Genomic DNA, 20321 nt, shown 5'->3' on the forward strand with positions numbered 1-20321 from the left:
AACTATTTATCTACCTTTGCTAAAATTTTTTTTGAATGACTTTTTGGACTAAGATTGCAGGATTTATACTTCGTAACCGCTATATAGTTTTAGCGATAATTGCTTTAATTACTGCCGCCTTAGTTTCTCAAATAAAATATATGCGCTTCTCTTACACTGAAGCCAACCTACTTCCAAATAATCACGAAGCAAACATTAGATATAACAAGTTTTTAGAAATTTTTGGAGAAGAGGGTAACCTTATTATTCTTGGCGTAAAAGACAGCACCATTTTTACTCCAGAGAAATTCAATGCTTGGAATAAATTAGTAAAAACATTTGATAGTGTTCCTGAAGTTGATTTTACAGTTTCTATTTCAGATGTAAAACAATTAAAGGCAGACAGAAAAAAAAGAAAGTTTGTTGTTGAACCTTTATTTGACAAACTTCCTACCAATACGGAAGAAGTTGAAAAAATAAAAACTCAATTATTTGAAAAACTTCCTTTTTATGAAAACCTTTTATACAATGACAAAGGAACCTTACAAACTGCTATTTATTTAAATAAAGATATTGTAAACACTCCTGCAAGAGCTGATTTTATCAATAAGGTATTGATCTCTAAAATAAAAGACTTTGAAGAGTCTAATGATATTGATGTTCGTGTTTCTGGAATGCCCTACATTCGAACATTAAACTCTCAAAACATCACCAATGAAATGGGAATTTTTGTAGCAGGTGCTTTGTTGATCACCGCTATTATTTTCTTTTTCTTTTTCCGCTCCTTTAGAGCAACCTTTATTACACTTTTAGTTGTAGGTATTGGAGTTGTATGGGCGTTTGGTTTTATTGGTTGGTTCCGTTATGAAATTACAGTTTTATCAGCTTTAATACCTCCTTTAATTATTGTAATTGGAGTACCTAATGCCGTATTCTTAATTAATAAATATCAACAAGAAGTAAAAAAGCACGGAAATCAAGCAAAATCATTACAGCGTGTTATTTCAAAAATTGGAAATGCTACGTTAATGACTAACATTACAACCGCTTCTGGTTTTGCAACATTTGTTTTTGTTAAGAGTCAATTGTTACGTGAATTCGGAATTTTAGCGTCAGTAAATATTATTAGTATTTTTATTCTTGCTCTTTTAATAATTCCTATCCTATATAGTTTTATGCCGCTTCCTCAAAAGAAGCACTTAAATCATCTTGAAAAAAGATGGATGGAAGATGTTGTAAACTGGATGGAAAACACAGTTAGAAAGCAACGAATAGCTATTTATATTACAACCGTTATCATAATCATATTGAGTATGGTAGGTTTATATCAAATTCGAGTTTCTGGTAGTTTAATAGAAGATATGCCTAAGGGAATGCAGTTTTATAAGGATATCAAATTCTTTGAAAGTGAATTTGGTGGAATTATGCCTCTAGAAATTTTAATCGATACTAAAAGAGAAAAAGGAGTAATGAAGCTTTCTACTTTAAAGAAAATGGAAAAGCTTAATGAAACTATAGAAACTTTCCCTGAACTTTCTAAACCTATTTCTGTAACTAACCTAGTTAAATATTCTAAACAGGCTTATTACAAAGGAAACCCAAAATACTATCAACTTCCAACAAGTCAAGAGAAGAGTCACATCTTTGCTTTTACAAAAAATTCAAACAGTGATTCTGGTATGTTAAAGAACTTTGTTGATTCTACAGGTCGTTATGCTCGTATCACTACCTTCATGAAAGACATTGGAACTGATAAAATGGACATAATCCAAGAACGCTTGAATGCTGTTATTAACAAACAATTTCCGGACAATAAGTATGAAATTTCAATGACTGGTAAAGCTTTAGTATTCTTAAAAGGAACAAACTATTTAATTAAGAACTTAGTAATATCATTATCGTTAGCGATTGTACTTATTTCCATTTTCATGGCATGGATGTTTAGATCTCCACAAATGATTTTAATATCCCTTATTCCAAACATGCTTCCATTATTAATGACTGCTGGGTTAATGGGATTCTTTGATATTCCTATCAAACCTTCTACAATCTTAGTATTTAGTATTGCCTTTGGTATTTCTGTAGATGATACTATTCACTTCTTGGCCAAATATCGTCAGGAATTATTAGCCAATAATTGGAGAATAAAACCGGCAGTATATGCTGCATTAAGAGAAACTGGTGTAAGTATGTTTTATACTTCTATTGTTTTATTCTTTGGATTTTTAGTCTTTACCGTTTCTAGTTTTGGTGGGACTATCGCCCTAGGTGGACTAGTGTCTGTAACATTATTATTAGCTATGGTTTCTAACCTATTACTATTACCTTCTCTATTGTTATCTTTTGAGAAAAAAATAGCCAATAAAAAGGTTCTTAAAGAAACAAACTTTAAAATATTACCTCCAAAAGAGGACAAATAAAAGATTACCGCTTATTTATATATCAGCATTGCTCAATTCTTTGTAATAAAGTATCTTTGCCTTTCAATTTTTTAAAAGATGAAAAGAAGTAGCGTTAAAGAATTATTACATTCTGATAAATTTTTACAAGAAGTACATGTAAAAGGATGGGTTAGAACTTTTAGAAGCAATCGTTTTATTGCTCTAAATGATGGTTCTACAATTAATAATATTCAATGTGTTGTTGATTTTGAAAACACAGATGAAACGCTTCTAAAAAGAATAAATACAGGTGCTGCTGTTAGTATTACAGGTACGTTAGCAGAAAGCCAAGGAAGAGGACAATCTGTAGAAATCCAAGTTACCAATATAGAAATTTTAGGTGATTCAAATCCAGACGAATACCCTATTCAACCCAAAAAGCACAGTTTTGAATTCTTACGTGAAAATGCTCACTTACGTGTAAGAACAAATACCTTTAGTGCAGTAATGCGTTTACGTTCTGCATTATCGTTTGCGGTACATCAATATTTCCAAAAAAATGGATTTTACTATGTAAACACTCCAATTATTACAGGATCTGATGCTGAAGGTGCTGGAGAAATGTTCGGTGTAACTTCTTTTGAAGCAAACAAAGCTCCTTTGAAAGAAGATGGAACTATTGATTATAGTCAAGATTTCTTTGGTAAAGAAACTAACCTAACTGTTTCTGGTCAATTAGAAGCTGAAACCTATGCAATGGCTTTAGGTAAAGTATATACTTTTGGACCTACATTTAGAGCTGAAAATTCAAATACTACACGTCATTTGGCAGAATTCTGGATGATTGAACCTGAGGTTGCATTTAACGATTTAGATGCTAATATGGATTTATCTGAAGACTTCATCAAAGGCGTTTTACAATATGTTTTAGACAATTGTCAAGACGATTTAGCTTTCTTAGATAATCGCTTAGCACAAGAAGAAAAAACAAAGCCTCAAGCGCAACGCAGCGAAATGGGGTTAATAGAACGTTTAAAATTTGTTGTAGAAAACAATTTCAAAAGAGTTTCATATACAGAAGCTATTGAAATTTTACGTAATTCTAAACCAAATAAAAAGAAAAAGTTCCAATTCCCTGTGAACGAATGGGGTGTAGATTTACAATCTGAACATGAGCGTTATTTAGTTGAAAAGCATTTTAAATGCCCTGTAATCTTATTCGATTACCCAGCAAATATTAAAGCATTCTATATGCGTTTAAATGAAGATGGTAAAACCGTTCGTGCAATGGATGTTTTATTCCCTGGTATTGGAGAAATGGTTGGAGGATCTCAAAGAGAAGAACGTTTAGATGTACTAAAAGAAAAAATGGCTGCTTTAGATATTCCTGAAGAAGAATTATGGTGGTATTTAGATACGCGTAAATTTGGAACTGCAGTACATTCTGGTTTTGGATTAGGTTTTGAACGCTTAGTATTGTTTACAACAGGAATGAGTAATATTAGAGATGTTATCCCTTTCCCAAGAACTCCACAAAATGCAGAGTTTTAAAAAAATCATAAAATAATATATAACAATCGTCATTCCTTTAGAATGGCGATTTTTTTTTAGGGCTATTTGCTATATTTGTACTTATGCTAAAACAAAGTTTACATCAAAAATTACTTCAAAAGTTATCACCACAGCAAATTCAGTTAATGAAACTGATTCAATTGCCTACGCAAGCTTTTGAAGAACGCTTGAAACAAGAAATAGAAGAAAATCCAGCTTTAGATACAGGAAAAGAAGAAGCCGATAACTTTGAAGATTCATTAGTAAATGATTCTGATTATGATGATGCTGGTAACGAAAAAATAGAAGCTGAAGACATCAACATTGATGAATACTTAAGTGATGATGAATATCCTAGCTATAAAACTCAAGCAAACAACTATTCATCTGATGATGACGAAAAGCAAGTTCCTTATGCAGCGGGTACTACCTTTCATCAGTCTTTAAAAAATCAGTTAAACACCTTTAGAATAGACGAAGAAGAACGCTCTATTGCAGAGTTCTTAGTGGGGAGTATTGACGATAGCGGATATATAAGACGCGAGGTAATTGATTTGGTAGATGACTTAGCTTTCACCCAAAATGTATTTACTTCTGAAGAAAAGGTTCTTAAAGTTTTAAACGAAGTGGTTCAAAAACTAGATCCTATTGGTGTAGGGGCTAGAGATTTAAAAGAATGTCTTGTGATTCAATTAAACGCTAAAAAAAGTACCGCGAATAGAGATTTAGCAATTGACATTTTAGAAGAGGCTTTTGACCATTTTGTAAAAAAACATTATAAAAAACTTCTTGATAAGTTCAATATTAACGAAGAGGAATTAAAAGGCGCAATAACTGAAATTAGTAAACTAAATCCAAAACCCGGAAGTTCGTATGCTGGGAATAATAAAATAGCAGAACAAATTGTTCCTGATTTTACTATTCGCATCATTGAAGGACAATTGGAACTCACACTTAATTCAAGAAACGCTCCTGAGTTGCATGTATCTCGTGAATACAATAATATGCTTAAAGGCTATCAAGGTTCAAAAGATAAAAGTAAAGCCCAAAAAGATGCTGTTCTATTTATTAAACAAAAGCTAGATGCTGCCAAATGGTTTATTGATGCTATTAAGCAAAGACAGCAAACTTTATTAGTAACCATGAATGCAATTATGCATCATCAACAAGAGTACTTTTTAACTGGTGATGAACGTAAGTTAAAACCTATGATTTTAAAGGACATTGCTGATGAAATTGACATGGATGTTTCTACAGTTTCACGTGTTGCTAATAGTAAATATGTAACTACTCCATATGGAACTAAGTTAATTAAGGAATTCTTTTCTGAATCAATGAAAAATGATCAAGGTGAAGATGTATCTACACGTGAGATTAAAAAGATTTTAGAAAATGTTATTTCTGAAGAAAATAAAAGAAAACCTTTAACCGATGAAAAGCTTTCTAAGCTTTTAAAAGAAAAAGGGTATCCTATTGCTAGAAGAACAGTTGCTAAATATCGTGAACAACTAGACATTCCTGTTGCACGTCTAAGAAAAGAGATTTAATGAATTGGCAGAAACTAATTTCAACAACGCTACATCCTATAGTTATGCCTACTATAGGATTACTATTGTTTTTCCTTGTGAGTGACCTTAGAATGAACCAGGAGCAAAAATTAGTTATTTTTAGTATCATTTTTATTGCAACCTATATCATTCCCTTACTTCTTTTAATATTTTTAAAAGGATTCGGTTTGATAAAATCTTATCAAGTAAGCACAATCAACGAGCGTAAAATACCATTGTTTTTAATGACTACGCTCTTTTTCTTTTTAGGAAAAATGCTCATGAACTTACCAATGATTAGAGATTTTGCACTCCTTTTTTATGGAAGCACTATAAGCCTAATATTAGTGTATTTTCTTTTTATTTTTAAAATAAAATCGAGTTTACATTTGCTATCTATGGGAAGTACTATTAGTTTTTTTCTTCTTATAGACACGTTTAATCATCGTGCTATACTTTTTAGCTTAACAATTCTTTTATTCGTTCTAAGTGGTCTTCTAGCAAGAGCAAGACTAGATTTAAAAGCACACACCACTCACGAAATATACATCGGTTTTTTTATTGGCTTTATAGGTCAAATCGCAGCTTTTTCATTTTTATAAAAGGTAAAAACTAAGTCCTATTTTTAATATTTTACTATTAATAGCTTCCCCATTTAGTGTTGCTCCAGATGTAAACATTGGAGAAATCCCATAGGACACATAAAAATTAAAGGTTCCATACCCAGCAGATAATGTAAGTGCTGTTTGCCACTTATTATAATTATCAACGTTTGTTAATCTTGTTGTAGTTCCATTTAAGGTATTTGTAAAGCCATTGTAAAAATTATACCTCACAACCATTCCTGCATACACTCTCCAAAAAGAATAGGTAACCGCATCTGAGGTTCTCCATCTAAATTGTATGGGCAATTCAATATTATGCAATCTAAGGACATTTGAAGTTGACTGAGAATCTACTTGAAAGCTAATTCCTCCATTATTTTCCACTAACCTTAAACCATGGTTAAAAGAATCATAATTATAGCCTAAACCTACTCCAAATGCGTAATTTCCACGTCTATTCAACGGAATATCTTTTATGTAACCAGCAGACACTCCATAAGAAAACCCACTTGAACCAACCGTACTTGGTTGCTTCGTCAATACATTATAACTTATATTCATATACAATTGATCCTCCAAATAACGGTCTCCAAGTTGCAAAGAATCTTTTTGAGAAAAACAGCTAATTCCCCAAAAAACAAACACTAAAAAAAATACTTTTTTCATCATAACTAATAACGTAAAAATACATGTTTTTGTATAAAAAAAGAGCAATCTTATCGATTGCTCTTTTTTTATATTAAGTAATAAATCCTTTACTTGTTGATTGCACTACCCTTGTGAGTTGATAAACTCAATTTAAGAGCATTTACATCTCTTAATTTCTCACGGATATCTGCTAATGTACCATAGCTCGACTCTTTGTCTGCTTTGATAGAAGTAGTCATAAAAGGAACCTCAGCTTCTGAAACATTTTCTCTTTCTCTAAAGATAAATGCAGGTACCTCATCTGGTGTACCAATTTTATCATTTAACTGAATTCTGTTATAACTAGTTCCGTATTTAGCTTCTTTAGCTTTACCAACATATATTGTACTTACTAAACTCTTACGTTCTAATTTCTTAACTTCGGTAGCACTAGGTAAACGAGGAGCATCGATCTGTAAATCAGTTTCTCTCATTGTAGTTGTTACCATGAAGAAGAATAATAACATAAAAACAATATCTGGTAAAGACGCCGTTGATACCGCAGGCAATCCTTTTTTCTTCTTTTTAAACTTAGACATTCTTAAATTGTTTTATATTATTGAACACTTGTTGGATCTGTATCAGAAATAATTTGAGGGTAACTGTTTTTGATATCCTCAACTTTTTTCTTTAAATCTTCATCCTTTCTACTAGATGCTTTAAAAGCTTCCTCTAGTTCAGTAAAGCTCATTCCGTACTTCTCTTGACTTAAACGGTTACGTAACTCAGCATTTGCTCTAAGAATTTCATTTCTTACAGCTACATAAATTCCGTACTCTGTTCCTCTATCACTTTCAATAGAAATTACAGCTTTATTCGGGTGATCTGAAGATTCAGGATCTTTATTTCCTTTACAGTAATCACATTCTTTACCTTTACTTTTATCTTCTCCTGGAGCTGGATTTCCTAAACCTCCTCCGTTATCCATAAATGCAATTGCAGCATCTTTAAGATCCTTTAATTCCATTACTTGGTTATCAACAAATAGTTGATTGTTACGGTTGATACTAATTTCGAAGATATTCTTCTCCTTAATTTTAATATCTGGTGGAGTTTCAACTTTTTCAGGAAGTTTTACTGAAACTCCTGAATCAACATCCATTGTAGTTGTCACTAGGAAAAAGATAAGCAGCAAGAAGGCAATATCTGCCATAGAACCTGCATTAATTTCTGGGTTTTCTCTTCTTGCCATATTTTCTTATGATTTAACTAATCCTTTTAATAAATCCCAAACAAAGAATAACATTCCAATAGCTCCTAAAATTAAGCTATAAGTAATTCCTGTTCCTACCCATTTAGAAGTTGCTCCTGCTTCACCATCTTTTACTAATACACCTTGTGCGTCATATACTGCTGCATCTGATGCTGTAAAATAGGCAATTAACAATACTACTCCTAATACTACTAATCCTAATAACGTCTTCTTTAAAGCCGCTGGATTTTTCATTAAACTAAATAAAGATAATGCCACAGCCACAACTACCGTTGCCACTAATAAAACATAGGCTACATTTACCATAAAGCCAGCTGCACTATCCATTTCTGGTGTTTTTTCTTCAGCACCAGCTACCATTACGAAACCTACTATTCCAAGAATAGCGATAATCGCAACAACAACTTTTAATAACTTGCTCATAAATGTTTCTTATTTTTTATACTTAGCTAATAAATCGATTAAAGAAATTGAAGCATCCTCCATGTTGTTAACGATACTATCAATTTTAGAGATAATGTAGTTATAAAAAATTTGTAAGATAATTGCTACAACTAAACCAAATACTGTAGTTAAAAGTGCTACTTTAATACCACCTGCTACTACCGCTGGAGAAATATCATTCGCTACTGCAATTGCGTCGAATGCTCCAATCATACCGATTACTGTACCCATGAATCCTAACATCGGCGCTAATGCGATAAATAAAGAAATCCAAGAAACGTTTTTCTCTAATAATCCCATTTGTACACCACCATATCCTACTACAGCTTTTTCAGCAGCCTCTAAACTCTCATCAGCTCTTTCTAATCCTTGATAAAAGATTGAAGCAACAGGACCTTTCGTATTTCTACATACTTCTTTAGCAGCCTCTACACCACCTGAACTTAAAGCATCATCAACACTAGCAACTAACTTCTTAGTGTTAGTAGTAGCCATATTTAAATAAATGATTCTTTCGATAACAATTGCTAAACCTAAAATTAAAGCAACTAATACAATCCCCATAAAAACAGGACCTCCTTCAATAAAACGTTGCTTTAGCTCTTGGCGAAAAGTTTTAGTCGACTCAGCTGCTTCTTGAGCTTGTACAGATTGAATAGCTCCTAAAAACATAAATCCTGTAATTGATAGGATATTTACTACTTTTTTCATTTTGTTATAATTAATTTTAAATAGTTAACGGGTTAAAAATACAAATTTTACTATGAAAAAACGGAAAAAAATAACTTTTAGCATAGTTTTTACGCTTATGTTAATTTTTTCGCAAATTTTCAGAGTGCCAAATAACAAAAAAATGTTGGGACATTAAAAAAAAACACAGAGTATTTAATGTATTCCCACTTTTTTTGTAGAAAACCAGTCTTTTAGACTCGTTTTCATAACGTTAATTTTACATTAACCGCTAATTTCTCCTCGTAAAGACGTCTCAAAATAACGCTTAAAGTCTTCTTTTGACAATTTTTCGCCTAATAAATACATCATTTTTGCTACTGCGGTCTCTGTTGTGATGTCTTTACCATCAATAACTCCAAGGCTTTTTAGCTCAGAACTTGTTTCATAATGGCCTAAAATCACACTTCCACCTGCACATTGAGTTACATTTACTATAAAAATTCCTTTTGCAATACAATCTTTTAAAAATGTTAAAAACCAATCCTCTGTTGGTGCATTTCCTGCTCCATAAGTTTCAATAATTAACCCTTTTAAATCTGGAATATTTAAATAATTACGCACCACCTTTTCTGTTATACCAGGAAATAACTTTAAAATAGCGATATTATTGTCAAGCTTTTTCCTGAAAATTAGTTCACTTCCATTTTTATCTGGAGCTAATAATAAATGGTGATTAAAGTTTAAATGCACTCCACTTTCTGCAATAGGTGGGTAATTCATAGAAGTAAAAGCTTCAAATTGCTCTGCATTTATTTTTGTGGTTCTATTTGCTCTATATAACTTGTATTCAAAATACAAACCAACCTCTTGTACTATTGGCTTTTCGCCATTGTAAGCAGAAGCTATTTCTATAGAAGTAATTAAATTCTCTTTCGCATCTGTACGTAAATGTCCAATTGGTAATTGAGAACCTGTAAAAATCACTGGCTTTTTTAAATTCTCAAACATAAAACTAATAGCAGATGATGTATACGACATCGTATCTGATCCAGTTAAAACTACAAATCCATCAAACTTTGAATAATTAGAAGCAATTATTTCAGCTATGTTTATATAGTAATCAATATTCATATTAGAAGAATCAATGGGTTCTTCAAATGAAATGGTTGATATATTACAATTCAAAAGTTTCAACTCAGGAATCTTTTCTAAAATCTGGCTAAAATCAAACGCTTTTAAAGCTCCTGTTTGATAATCCTTCACCATACCAATGGTTCCGCCTGTATAAACTATAAGTATTTCTGGTTTCCTTGTCATTTTGACATTAATTTCTATCGATTTATAATTTGGAATAATTTATGTTGTAAATTTATCAAACAAAAACAAGATTAAGAACAAAAAAGATAATTATGGCAATAGGTTTTGAATACTATATTATAATTGGTGTAATCTCCTTATTTAGTTGGATTGTAAGCAATACTTTAAAAAGAAAATTTAAGAAATATTCTAAGCTTAGTCTAAGAAATCAGATGAGTGGTGCTGAAATTGCTGAAAAGATGCTTGCAGATCATGGGATAAGTGATGTAAAAGTAATTTCTACTCCTGGAATGCTTACAGATCATTATAACCCAAGAAACAAAACAGTAAATTTAAGTGAAGGAGTATATAATCAAAGAAATGCCGCCGCTGCAGCCGTTGCTGCTCATGAAGTTGGACATGCTGTTCAACATGCAAGAGCTTATAAATGGTTAGAAATGCGTTCTAACTTGGTTCCCATGGTAAGTGTCTCTTCTAAATTTTCTCAATACCTCGTAATGGGGGGGCTAATTTTAGGAGCTACTTCTAGTTTAGGTTATTGGGTTTTAGCTGCTGGAGTTTTCTTAATGGGAATTGCAACCTTATTTAGCTTTGTAACACTTCCTGTTGAATATGACGCTAGTAATAGAGCTCTAGCTTGGTTAGAAAACAAACATATTGTTACCCGTGAAGAACTAGCAGGTTCTAAGGATGCTTTAAAATGGGCTGCAAGAACTTATTTAGTAGCTGCCTTAGGTTCGTTAGCAATGTTATTATATTGGGTAATGCGATTATTAGCCGCTAATAGAGATTAACATCACAATACATACTATTTAAAAGCTCCAGAAAATTTTCTGGAGCTTTTTTGTTAGGTTGTTTTCATTAAAGCGTCTAAAAGTCAAAACATTAACATTTTAAAGATGAAAAGAACTTGTTTAATTGCCTTTTTGATAGTAGTAACTTCAGTATATGGGCAAGACATGTCTCTTTCTAAATTAAACTCAATGTTAACTAGCGTAAGTGATAGTATTATTAAAACGAATAATCAATGGCGATTTAAAATTAAAGAAGTCCCATTTTTATGTATCGCTGACTCTACCCACAACAGAATGCGTATTATTTCCCCTATTATCAATAGCAATAAATTAACCGAAGAGTTAAAAACCGCATCATTAATTGCCAATTTTCATACGGCATTAGATGTTAAATATGCTATTACAGATGATATTTTATGGTCAGTTTTTATTCATCCTTTACAAGAACTCTCAGAGAAACAATTACTAAATGCAATAGCACAGGTTTACTATGCTAATGTTAATTTCGGAACAACCTTTTCTAGCACCTCTTTGGTTTTCCCCGGAAAAAGACCCCAACCCCACCCTAAAAAGGAAGAGAATAAAAATCTAATCAATAAAATATGACCCCTTTTTTCATTATCTAAAGGTAAAGTGCTCTTTTTAAAAAGGAGCACTTTATTATTTTATTACATTTCAGGCAACTAATTCTTTTAAGACGACGTCTTCTTTCCATATAGATTAAATAGTTCTATTCGTCGGAAATTTATCCCACTTCAACAGAATCTAATTTCTATACATCATTAAATTATACACTTTTGAAGTGTTATTACTCAAAAAAGAATTAATATGAAATCTGCAATTACTACATTTTTGTTTTTCTTGGGAATTATGAGCGTATTTTCTCAACACAGTATACAAGGGAAAATCACAGATCAAAACAAACTTACGATTCCTTATGCCAATGTTATTTTAAAAAGCATCGATGGCAAAACTCCCTTAAAAGGAGCTGTTACCGATGAGAATGGTAACTATACTTTTGAAAACATAAAAGAAAACACTTATCAAATAGAGGTATCTGTATTAGGTTTTCAAGTTGAAAAATCAAAAGAGTTTACATTAAACAGTAATAAAACATTCAACTTTACATTAAAAGAAGAAAGTCAAACACTAAATGAAGTTGTCATTAAATCTAAAAGACCAGTCATAAAGCAAACGGCCGAGAAACTAGTTGTAGATCTAGAAAAAACTGAAATGGTTAATACTAGTCTACAAGATATTATGCGAAAGGTACCTGGAGTTTTGGTAACTAATAACGGAATTACCATTGCTGGTAAAAGTGGAGTTCGTATTTTAATTAATGGTAAAACTACTGAATACATGGATGTAGAAACCTTGCTTCGTGATTTCCCTGCAGATAACATTGCTAAAGTTGAAGTTGTTGAGCAACCAGGAGCAGAACATGATGCTGCCGGTTCAGGAGCCATTATCAATATTATTTTAAAGAAAAATGTTCGTTTAGGAACTCATGGAAGTATTATGGGATGGGTTGGTGAAGATGAAGGTTTTGAATATGGTACACGAGCTTCTATAGCCAGTTATAGAAACAAGCTAAATTGGCAAACAAGCCTTAGTCATTCACAACCAACTTGGAGAGATGATTTATTCCTAGTAAGAACCGTTGGAAATGAAACCTACGACCAAACGACAAGAGAACCATACGATCCGAATAGGTTAACTTTTAGTGGAAACTTAGACTACTATATAAACGATAGGCATTCTATTGGAATTGGTGGTCGTTGGAATAAAAGAGAATCGAACAGAACTACTACAAGTAAAACAATTATATCAGATCCAACCGATACAAACACCTTATTTTCTGAAAACGTTTTTGATAGAGATCGAGTTGACTTTAACATAAATCCGTATTATGAATATAAATCAGATTCAGATAAGTTATTAATTGACTTTAATTATATAGACTACAAAAACGACAACATTAACACCTTATCTGATGTTACTGGTAGTACAATTCCTTTTACAGACAGAAGGTATTTACAAGATGGTAAATACACTATCAAAACCTATAAAGTAGATTATGATAAAACTTTTTCTGATAATTTTAAATTAAGCGTTGGTAGTAAATATGCACAAGTAAATACAGATAGCGATTTACAGTCTTTTTTAGAAAATACATCAGGTGGATTTGACCTTGATCAAGCCAATAGTAGTCAATTCTTAGTAGATGAAACTATTTTTGCTATCTACTCTAAAGTAAATGCTACTGCCGGAAAATGGTCTTTCTCTGCTGGTTTACGTTATGAAGATAGTAACACCCGAGGAACTTCAATTTTTATGAACAATGGAAACCTAACAACAGAAGTTAAAAAACGACCAATTGGCAAGTTGTTTCCTAGTGCTTCTGTAAGCCGAAAAATTACAGATCAACTTGGAGCAAGTATATCCTATAGTTATAGAATACAAAGACCTTCTTATAATAGTTTAAATTCTTTTCAGGAGTTTTTAGATCCTTTTTCTGCTGGTGAAGGAAATCCAAACTTAAAACCTGCATTTACCAACAATTACCAATTTAACTTAACCTACGATGGGCAACCTTTTTTCACAGTTGGATACAGTAAAACAAATGATGTGATTTTTGATTTAATTAAGCAAAATAACACGACAGCTCAAATAAGACAACAAGCGGTAAATGTTGAAGATTATACCAACTGGAATTTTAGATTATTTGGTCCTTTAAGTTTTATTAAAGATGTAGAAGGATATACAGGTATTATTGTTAACAAAAATGCTTATCATTCTAGCATACATGGTGTAGATTTATCAAAATGGAATCTTTTCTGGTTTATTCAAGCGAATTATACGCTTCCATGGGATATCAATTTTGAATTAAGTGGTAATTACGGAACAGGTGCTTTAGAAGGTCAAATAGATGTACAATGGCTTGCTGGACTAGATTTTTCTTTTGGTAAAAAGTTTTTAGACGATAAATTAAGAGTAAATTTAGGGTTTAATAAAATGCTAAACCGTGGATTTAATGGTACCATTGACTATGGTAATGGAACTGCACAAGTAGAAAGCAATGGTTCAAGACAAAATGTACAACTTAGATTAACCTATAGTTTTGGTTCTAAATTCGGAAAGAAAAAATCGAGACGTAATTCTTCTAGAGATGAAGAAAACCGAATTCAAGATAATAATTAAATTCTCTATACTTTTGTTTTAATCATGACATCACATGGTTTATAAATGTGATGTCCATTTATTTTTTATGAACACCAGACTTAACAAATCCGACTGGACACTTATTTCTCTTTACTACGGTGTAGCCGCAGTACTAAATATAATTGATTACAAAAGCAGAGGTTTAAAAACCATAGAGTATTTTGTTGACATACCAACATCAATAATTGTTTCAATAATAATTATCCTTTTGTTTATGTACGTCATAATACCTAAATTTTTAATTGAAGAAAAAAAATATTTTCATTTTATATTTTCAGCTTTTATTACATTAACCTTTTTTGGAGTTATCGATGACACCCTTGGCTTTTTAAGTGGTGGAAAAAAGTTAAATGATTTACCAGTTTGGTATAGCGTAATGATTAACGGTATTTACACTTCTGCTAATAATTCAGGGTTTATTTTTGGAATATTATTCACAAAAAAATTCTACGAAAGTCAGACTCAAATTTTAGCAATAGAAAGACAAAAAAAAGAGAATGAGTTAAAGCTATTACGTTCTCAAATAGATCCTCATTTTTTATTTAACAATCTAAACACCTTAGATTCTTTAATAGATTCTGATTCTGAAAAAGCAAAAGAATATATTAATAGACTATCACTTATATACAGATACTTAATTCAAACCAAAGATGCTGAAGTTATGGAACTCTCAAAAGAGCTTTCCTTTGCAGAAAATTATATTTTCTTAATTGAAACCCGTTTTGGAACAGATTATAAATTTACAATTGAAAAAGAGGCTAATATTTCAGACAAATTTATTCCTACTGGTGCTTTACAAGCACTCTTAGAAAATGTAGTAAAACACAACAAAGCAAATGGTAAACCAATACAGACAAAAATTAGCATTACCAATAATTGGTTAAGGGTAAACAATACTAAATCCAACAATCCAAACAAGGAAAGTTTTGGAACTGGACTGGTTAATTTACAAGGTCGCTATGAATTGTTATCTGATAAGAAAGTAGACATAAAAAACGCTAACAATCGATTTATAATATCTATTCCCATACTTAATTTAAGCGATGAAAATGAGTAAAATGAATATACTAATATTAGAGGATGAAATTCCTGCTTACCAAAAGTTAATCAACTATTTTGAAGAATATTTTGAAGGGGAGTTTCATCATGATTTAGCAAGATCTAATGCAGATGGAAAGCAACTTTTATTGAACAATAAGTATGATTTCATATTATCCGACATTCAACTATTAGATGGTATTTCTTTTGACTTATTTGATGAAGTGCAAACTGATTGCCCTATTATTTTTTGCTCTGCTCATGACGAATATTTATTCAAAGCATTTAATACTAATGGTATTGCATATATCTTAAAACCCTATTCAAAATCAGATTTTAAAAAAGCCATAGAAAAGTACCAATCGTTATTTAACAAGGGAGTTTATAAAAGTTTAAACACAACTACTTTATCTAGTCTAAAATCTGTTTTACAAGAAGAAAACACGACTTACAAAAAACGTTTTGTTATTAAAAAAGCAAAGGGAATACAACTCCTAAATGTTTCTGAAATAAGTCTTATAGAAGCTTCTGGAGACTTTTGTATAGCTACAGACTCTAATGGGAAAAGACATACTATTTCTCAAGCCTTAGGAAGTATTTTCCAACAATTAAATCCTGCTAAGTTTTATAAAATCAATAGAAGTGAAATTATTAGTATTGACTATATAGAAAATATTGACAGTCATTTCAAAAATCGTTTACTAATTACCTTGAAAGGTGTTAAGGAAAAACCTATGACCAGCTCATCTGTAACTGCAGACTTTAGAAAATGGTTAGAACAATAAAAAAAGCTTCAGAATTCTGAAGCTTTTTTTATTCAATATATTTCTTTGACTTTAATCTCTACTTAAAAATATTTGTAACACATACCAAAATAGTAACATTAAAGAAGCAAACAATCCTAATGCTGCAGGTATATAATCTTCTGTAGTAAACTTATGAACTAAATTAGATGTCTGATACAATATTGATCCTCCTGCTAATACACACATTCCTACTGAAAACCATAAACCTAAATTAAATCCAAATAAACTACCTGCAATAATTAACCCTATAGCAATAAAAAAACCAATTGTAATAGCCGCTCTCAAAAATGAGAAGTCTTTCTTGGTTATGAATACCACTGCAGACAAACCAGCAAATAGTGTTAATGTTACAATAGCAGCTTGTTGAAGTATATCAAAACTCTGCGTATAGCTTATTGCAATATAAATTAGTGGAATAAAGATAAAAGCTTCTGCAAAAATATATCCTGCATATGCCATGTACTGTAAATTTTTATCAGTAGTTTTCAGTGCTGTACTTTCTGCATAATTTGTCACTAGCATAAAACCTCCCAATAACAACAACCACTTATATCCTTCGGTCATTGATAACGCAAACTCAACAATTGTACTGCTCTGAAATAATAAATATTCAAATACTAAGAATAACAATACTCCACCAGCTACGTGCGCGTATGTTTTTTTGTAAAAAGCAACTCTTTCTGCTTGGGTGTTTTCAGCAACCAAGACTTTTCCTTCATTAAAGGAGTTAAATGAATTTTCCATAATAATTTTTATTAAGTTATTTTCTGCAAACAAAAATATAAAATATTCTCAAAGAAAAACCTCAGTCGAAATTGACTGAGGTCTTTTTAATATTATATATTCTTAATCGTTTAATTTCAATACCGCCATAAACGCTTGTTGTGGAATTTCTACATTCCCGACTTGTCTCATACGCTTCTTACCTTTTTTCTGCTTTTCTAAAAGTTTACGCTTACGAGAAATATCACCTCCATAACATTTAGCTGTTACGTCTTTACGTAAAGCTTTCACTGTTTCACGAGCAATAATTTTAGCTCCAATTGCTGCCTGAATAGGAATATCAAACTGTTGACGTGGAATTAACTCTTTTAATTTCTCACAAATACGTTTTCCTATTGAATAAGCATTACTATCGTGTAATAAAGCAGAAAGTGCATCAACTGATTGTCCATTTAATAGCATATCTACACGTACCAATTTAGATTTTTGCATTCCAATTGGGTGGTAATCAAAAGAAGCATATCCTTTAGACACTGTTTTTAAACGATCGTAAAAATCAAAAACGATTTCTGCTAAAGGCATATCAAAAATTAACTCAACACGCTCAGGTGTTAAATATGTTTGATTTACTATTTGACCTCTTTTCTCTATACAAAGAGACATTACTTGTCCAACAAAATCTGCTTTGGTAATAATAGACGCTTTGATAAAAGGCTCTTCTACTCTATCTAATTTTGATGGATCTGGTAAATCTGATGGGTTATTTACAATGATAATCTCATCTGGGTTTTTCTTAGTAAATGCATGGTAACTTACGTTAGGAACTGTAGTAATAACCGTCATGTTAAACTCACGTTCTAAACGCTCTTGAATAATTTCCATGTGTAACATTCCTAAGAATCCACAACGGAAACCAAAACCTAAAGCAGCAGAACTTTCTGGTTGAAAAACCAAAGAAGCATCATTTAACTGTAGCTTCTCCATAGAGGCACGAAGTTCTTCATAATCTTCTGTATCTACTGGGTAAATCCCAGCAAATACCATTGGTTTTACATCTTCAAAACCTTCAATTGTATCTGTAGTAGGATTTGCAAAATCAGTAATTGTATCTCCTACCTTTACTTCTTTAGCTGCTTTAATACCAGTGATTAAATATCCTACATCTCCTGTTTTGATTTCTTTTTTAACAACCTGTTCCAATTTTAAAGTTCCAACCTCATCGGCACCATACTGTTTTCCAGTGGCCATGAATTTAATTTGTTGGTTCTTTTTAATAGAACCATCAATCACTCTAAAATACGTTTCAATTCCTCTATAAGAATTATAAACACTATCAAAAATTAAAGCTTTTAATGGTGCATCAGGATTTCCTTGTGGAGCAGGCACTCTTTCAATAATAGCTTCTAAAATCTTATCAACCCCAAAACCAGTTTTTCCACTTGCAGGAATTACATCTTCTGGATCACAACCTAATAAATCTACAATATCGTCTGTAACTTCTTCTGGGTTTGCAGAAGGTAAGTCTACTTTATTCAATACCGGAATAATCTCTAGGTCGTTTTCTAAAGCTAAGTATAAGTTAGAAATTGTTTGTGCTTGAATACTTTGAGCAGCATCTACAATTAACAAAGCTCCTTCACAAGCTGCAATAGAGCGAGAAACTTCATAAGAAAAATCTACGTGTCCTGGAGTATCAATTAGGTTTAATATATAATCTTCTCCATTGTATTTATAATCCATTTGAATTGCATGCGACTTAATAGTAATTCCTCGCTCACGCTCCAAATCCATATTATCCAATAACTGATCTTGTTTTTCTCTTTCGGTAACAGCTCCTGTAAAATCTAACAGTCTATCTGCTAACGTACTTTTACCATGATCAATATGCGCAATAATGCAAAAATTTCTAATGTTTTTCATTCGTCCTATTTCTAACTTCTTATGACCTGCAAAGATACTCTTTGTTATATGTTTTGGCAAATAAAAAACAAGGGATGATTTACACTCCCTTTTTAAGGTACTTTATAAACTGTTCATTACACGTTCTGTTATGTTATCGCATTTACTAAAACCGAATTCAAAAATACTTTTATCATTAGACAATTGATATAAGTTTTCTTTTAGCATTCTTTTAGCTCTATGCAAACGAATTTTAACATTCGCTATACTTATATCTAAAGCCTCTGCCACTTCTTTACTTGTCATTCCTTCTACTTCTTTGAGTACATACACATTTTTGTAAATCAATTCTAACTTGTCTATCGCCTTCTCTAGTAAATACTTCATTTCTCTTTCTATCATTTCATCTTGCGGGTTTGCTTCTTTTACATCTTGAATGTCGATTACCTTTTGTTCTAAACTTTCTTTAAATTGTTTCTTATTTTCTTTAATTCGTTGCAAAGCTTCGTTTATTCCTATTCGAATTAACCATGTAGAAAAACTTGCTTCCAATTTAAACTGGTATAATTTTGTATACGCTTTTAAATAACTATTTTGCATAACATCTTCCACCTCAGCCTCATTTTTAAAATACATTCGAACAATACGATATAGTTTTTGATTATTTCTTCGAATCAATATTTCAAATAACTCTTTCTCACCTCCTATGATTCTTTTAATAACCTCTGCGTCTTTAATCTTCTTATTATTAAAATCGTTGATATTTATAACTTCCATGGTAGTTTGTTTAGTGGTTAGATTAAGATTCTAAAAAAAAGATACAAAATTTTGTATCCTTTTTCTTCTTTTAAGAATCTAACCTTTAAATCAACGTAAGATATTTAAAATAAGGGCTAACTAATTTGTAAACAACAACAACTTAACCCGACTCAGCTAGTAGGGAAATCTATTTTTCAACTGTTACATAATAAACGAAACCTTATTTAAAATTCTTTTAAACATTTTTTTATTTAAATCTATTCCAAGGAATATACATCCTTGGGATGCTACAACCTTAAAACCTACATTTATGAAAACAAAAACATTACAACTTTTAGTATTAAGTATTTTTATTTCATTGGCAAGTTGCTCATCTGACAGTGACTCTTCACCTACTCCAGTAAACCCTAACCCTACAGCCAAAACCACCTACGAGAAAGATGTAAAAACTGTAATTAATACCAGCTGTGCTACGGCAAGTTGCCATGATGCAGTTGCTCCTACTGGAGGTCTTCCATTAACAAACTTTCTTCAAGTAAAAAACGCCGCTCAAAATGGAAATTTAATTGCTCGAATTAACAGTACCACGAATTCAATGCCTCCTACTGGAAGAGTTCAGTCTATTGTAAATTTAATTAACAACTGGAAGAATGACGGATATCTCGAAAACTAAAAAACATACAA

General features: G+C 31.5%; 19 protein-coding genes. 10 read left to right on the forward strand and 9 right to left on the reverse strand.

What is annotated here, in order from left to right; translation table 11 throughout:
- Positions 1-35: 35 nt before the first annotated feature.
- From Q0873_RS13450 to Q0873_RS13465, 4 genes are all read left to right on the forward strand, one after another.
- The gene (locus Q0873_RS13450) at positions 36-2399 is read left to right on the forward strand and encodes an efflux RND transporter permease subunit (protein ID WP_299108153.1); all 2364 of its coding nucleotides are present in this window, start codon (positions 36-38) and stop codon (positions 2397-2399) included.
- Between the two features lie 78 nt (positions 2400-2477).
- Entirely contained in the window at positions 2478-3911 is a 1434-nt protein-coding gene (gene asnS, locus Q0873_RS13455) for an asparagine--tRNA ligase (protein ID WP_299108155.1), read from the forward strand.
- Positions 3912-3994: 83 nt separating this feature from the next.
- Entirely contained in the window at positions 3995-5458 is a 1464-nt protein-coding gene (gene rpoN, locus Q0873_RS13460; RefSeq protein WP_299108157.1) for an RNA polymerase factor sigma-54, read from the forward strand.
- Entirely contained in the window at positions 5458-6060 is a 603-nt protein-coding gene (locus Q0873_RS13465; RefSeq protein WP_299108159.1) for a hypothetical protein, read from the forward strand. The genes rpoN and Q0873_RS13465 overlap by 1 nt, the downstream gene beginning before the upstream one ends.
- Here the strand turns inward: Q0873_RS13465 and Q0873_RS13470 are convergent.
- From Q0873_RS13470 to Q0873_RS13495, 6 genes are all read right to left on the reverse strand, one after another.
- Positions 6055-6732 (reverse strand): porin family protein, encoded by a 678-nt coding sequence (locus Q0873_RS13470; RefSeq protein ID WP_299108161.1) that lies wholly within the window; start codon positions 6730-6732, stop codon positions 6055-6057. The genes Q0873_RS13465 and Q0873_RS13470 overlap by 6 nt on opposite strands.
- 86 nt (positions 6733-6818) lie before the next feature.
- Positions 6819-7289, reverse strand: a complete 471-nt coding sequence (locus Q0873_RS13475; protein ID WP_299108163.1) for a biopolymer transporter ExbD — start codon at positions 7287-7289, stop codon at positions 6819-6821.
- A gap of 17 nt (positions 7290-7306) precedes the next feature.
- Complete coding sequence (locus Q0873_RS13480) at positions 7307-7942, reverse strand: biopolymer transporter ExbD (RefSeq protein WP_299108165.1); 636 nt, start codon at positions 7940-7942, stop codon at positions 7307-7309.
- A gap of 6 nt (positions 7943-7948) precedes the next feature.
- Positions 7949-8386 carry a hypothetical protein gene (locus Q0873_RS13485; RefSeq protein ID WP_299108167.1) on the reverse strand — a complete coding sequence of 146 codons (438 nt, stop codon included), beginning with the start codon at positions 8384-8386 and terminating at the stop codon, positions 7949-7951.
- Between the two features lie 9 nt (positions 8387-8395).
- Positions 8396-9118: a MotA/TolQ/ExbB proton channel family protein gene (locus Q0873_RS13490; protein ID WP_299108170.1), complete on the reverse strand. Its 723-nt coding sequence runs from the start codon at positions 9116-9118 to the stop codon at positions 8396-8398.
- A 243-nt stretch (positions 9119-9361) separates the two neighbouring features.
- A complete protein-coding gene (locus tag Q0873_RS13495) occupies positions 9362-10396 on the reverse strand; it encodes an asparaginase (protein ID WP_299108172.1) in 1035 nt (344 codons plus the stop codon).
- Between the two features lie 92 nt (positions 10397-10488).
- Here Q0873_RS13495 and Q0873_RS13500 point away from each other — a divergent pair, with 92 nt between their 5' ends.
- From Q0873_RS13500 to Q0873_RS13520, 5 genes are all read left to right on the forward strand, one after another.
- Complete coding sequence (locus Q0873_RS13500) at positions 10489-11190, forward strand: zinc metallopeptidase (RefSeq protein ID WP_299108174.1); 702 nt, start codon at positions 10489-10491, stop codon at positions 11188-11190.
- 105 nt (positions 11191-11295) lie between these two features.
- The gene (locus tag Q0873_RS13505) at positions 11296-11796 is read left to right on the forward strand and encodes a hypothetical protein (RefSeq protein WP_299108176.1); all 501 of its coding nucleotides are present in this window, start codon (positions 11296-11298) and stop codon (positions 11794-11796) included.
- Between the two features lie 222 nt (positions 11797-12018).
- Positions 12019-14391, forward strand: a complete 2373-nt coding sequence (locus Q0873_RS13510; protein WP_299108178.1) for an outer membrane beta-barrel protein — start codon at positions 12019-12021, stop codon at positions 14389-14391.
- Between the two features lie 67 nt (positions 14392-14458).
- On the forward strand, positions 14459-15469 hold the full coding sequence (locus Q0873_RS13515; protein WP_299108180.1) for a histidine kinase: 1011 nt from the start codon (positions 14459-14461) through the stop codon (positions 15467-15469).
- Between the two features lies 1 nt (position 15470).
- A complete protein-coding gene (locus tag Q0873_RS13520; protein ID WP_299108182.1) occupies positions 15471-16235 on the forward strand; it encodes a LytTR family DNA-binding domain-containing protein in 765 nt (254 codons plus the stop codon).
- A gap of 51 nt (positions 16236-16286) precedes the next feature.
- On the opposite strand, the gene Q0873_RS13525 is transcribed toward Q0873_RS13520, so the two are convergent.
- From Q0873_RS13525 to Q0873_RS13535, 3 genes are all read right to left on the reverse strand, one after another.
- Positions 16287-17000 carry a Bax inhibitor-1 family protein gene (locus Q0873_RS13525; protein WP_299108184.1) on the reverse strand — a complete coding sequence of 238 codons (714 nt, stop codon included), beginning with the start codon at positions 16998-17000 and terminating at the stop codon, positions 16287-16289.
- Positions 17001-17102: 102 nt separating this feature from the next.
- Positions 17103-18899, reverse strand: coding sequence for a translation elongation factor 4 (lepA, locus tag Q0873_RS13530; RefSeq protein WP_299108186.1), 1797 nt, complete (start codon positions 18897-18899; stop codon positions 17103-17105).
- A 102-nt stretch (positions 18900-19001) separates the two neighbouring features.
- The gene (locus tag Q0873_RS13535; protein WP_299108188.1) at positions 19002-19655 is read right to left on the reverse strand and encodes an RNA polymerase sigma factor; all 654 of its coding nucleotides are present in this window, start codon (positions 19653-19655) and stop codon (positions 19002-19004) included.
- Positions 19656-19947: 292 nt separating this feature from the next.
- On the opposite strand from Q0873_RS13535, the gene Q0873_RS13540 reads away from it, so the two are divergent.
- A complete protein-coding gene (locus tag Q0873_RS13540; protein WP_299108190.1) occupies positions 19948-20310 on the forward strand; it encodes a hypothetical protein in 363 nt (120 codons plus the stop codon).
- Positions 20311-20321: the final 11 nt, after the last annotated feature.

This window comes from uncultured Tenacibaculum sp., from assembly GCF_947498805.1.
GTDB lineage: Bacteria > Bacteroidota > Bacteroidia > Flavobacteriales > Flavobacteriaceae > Polaribacter.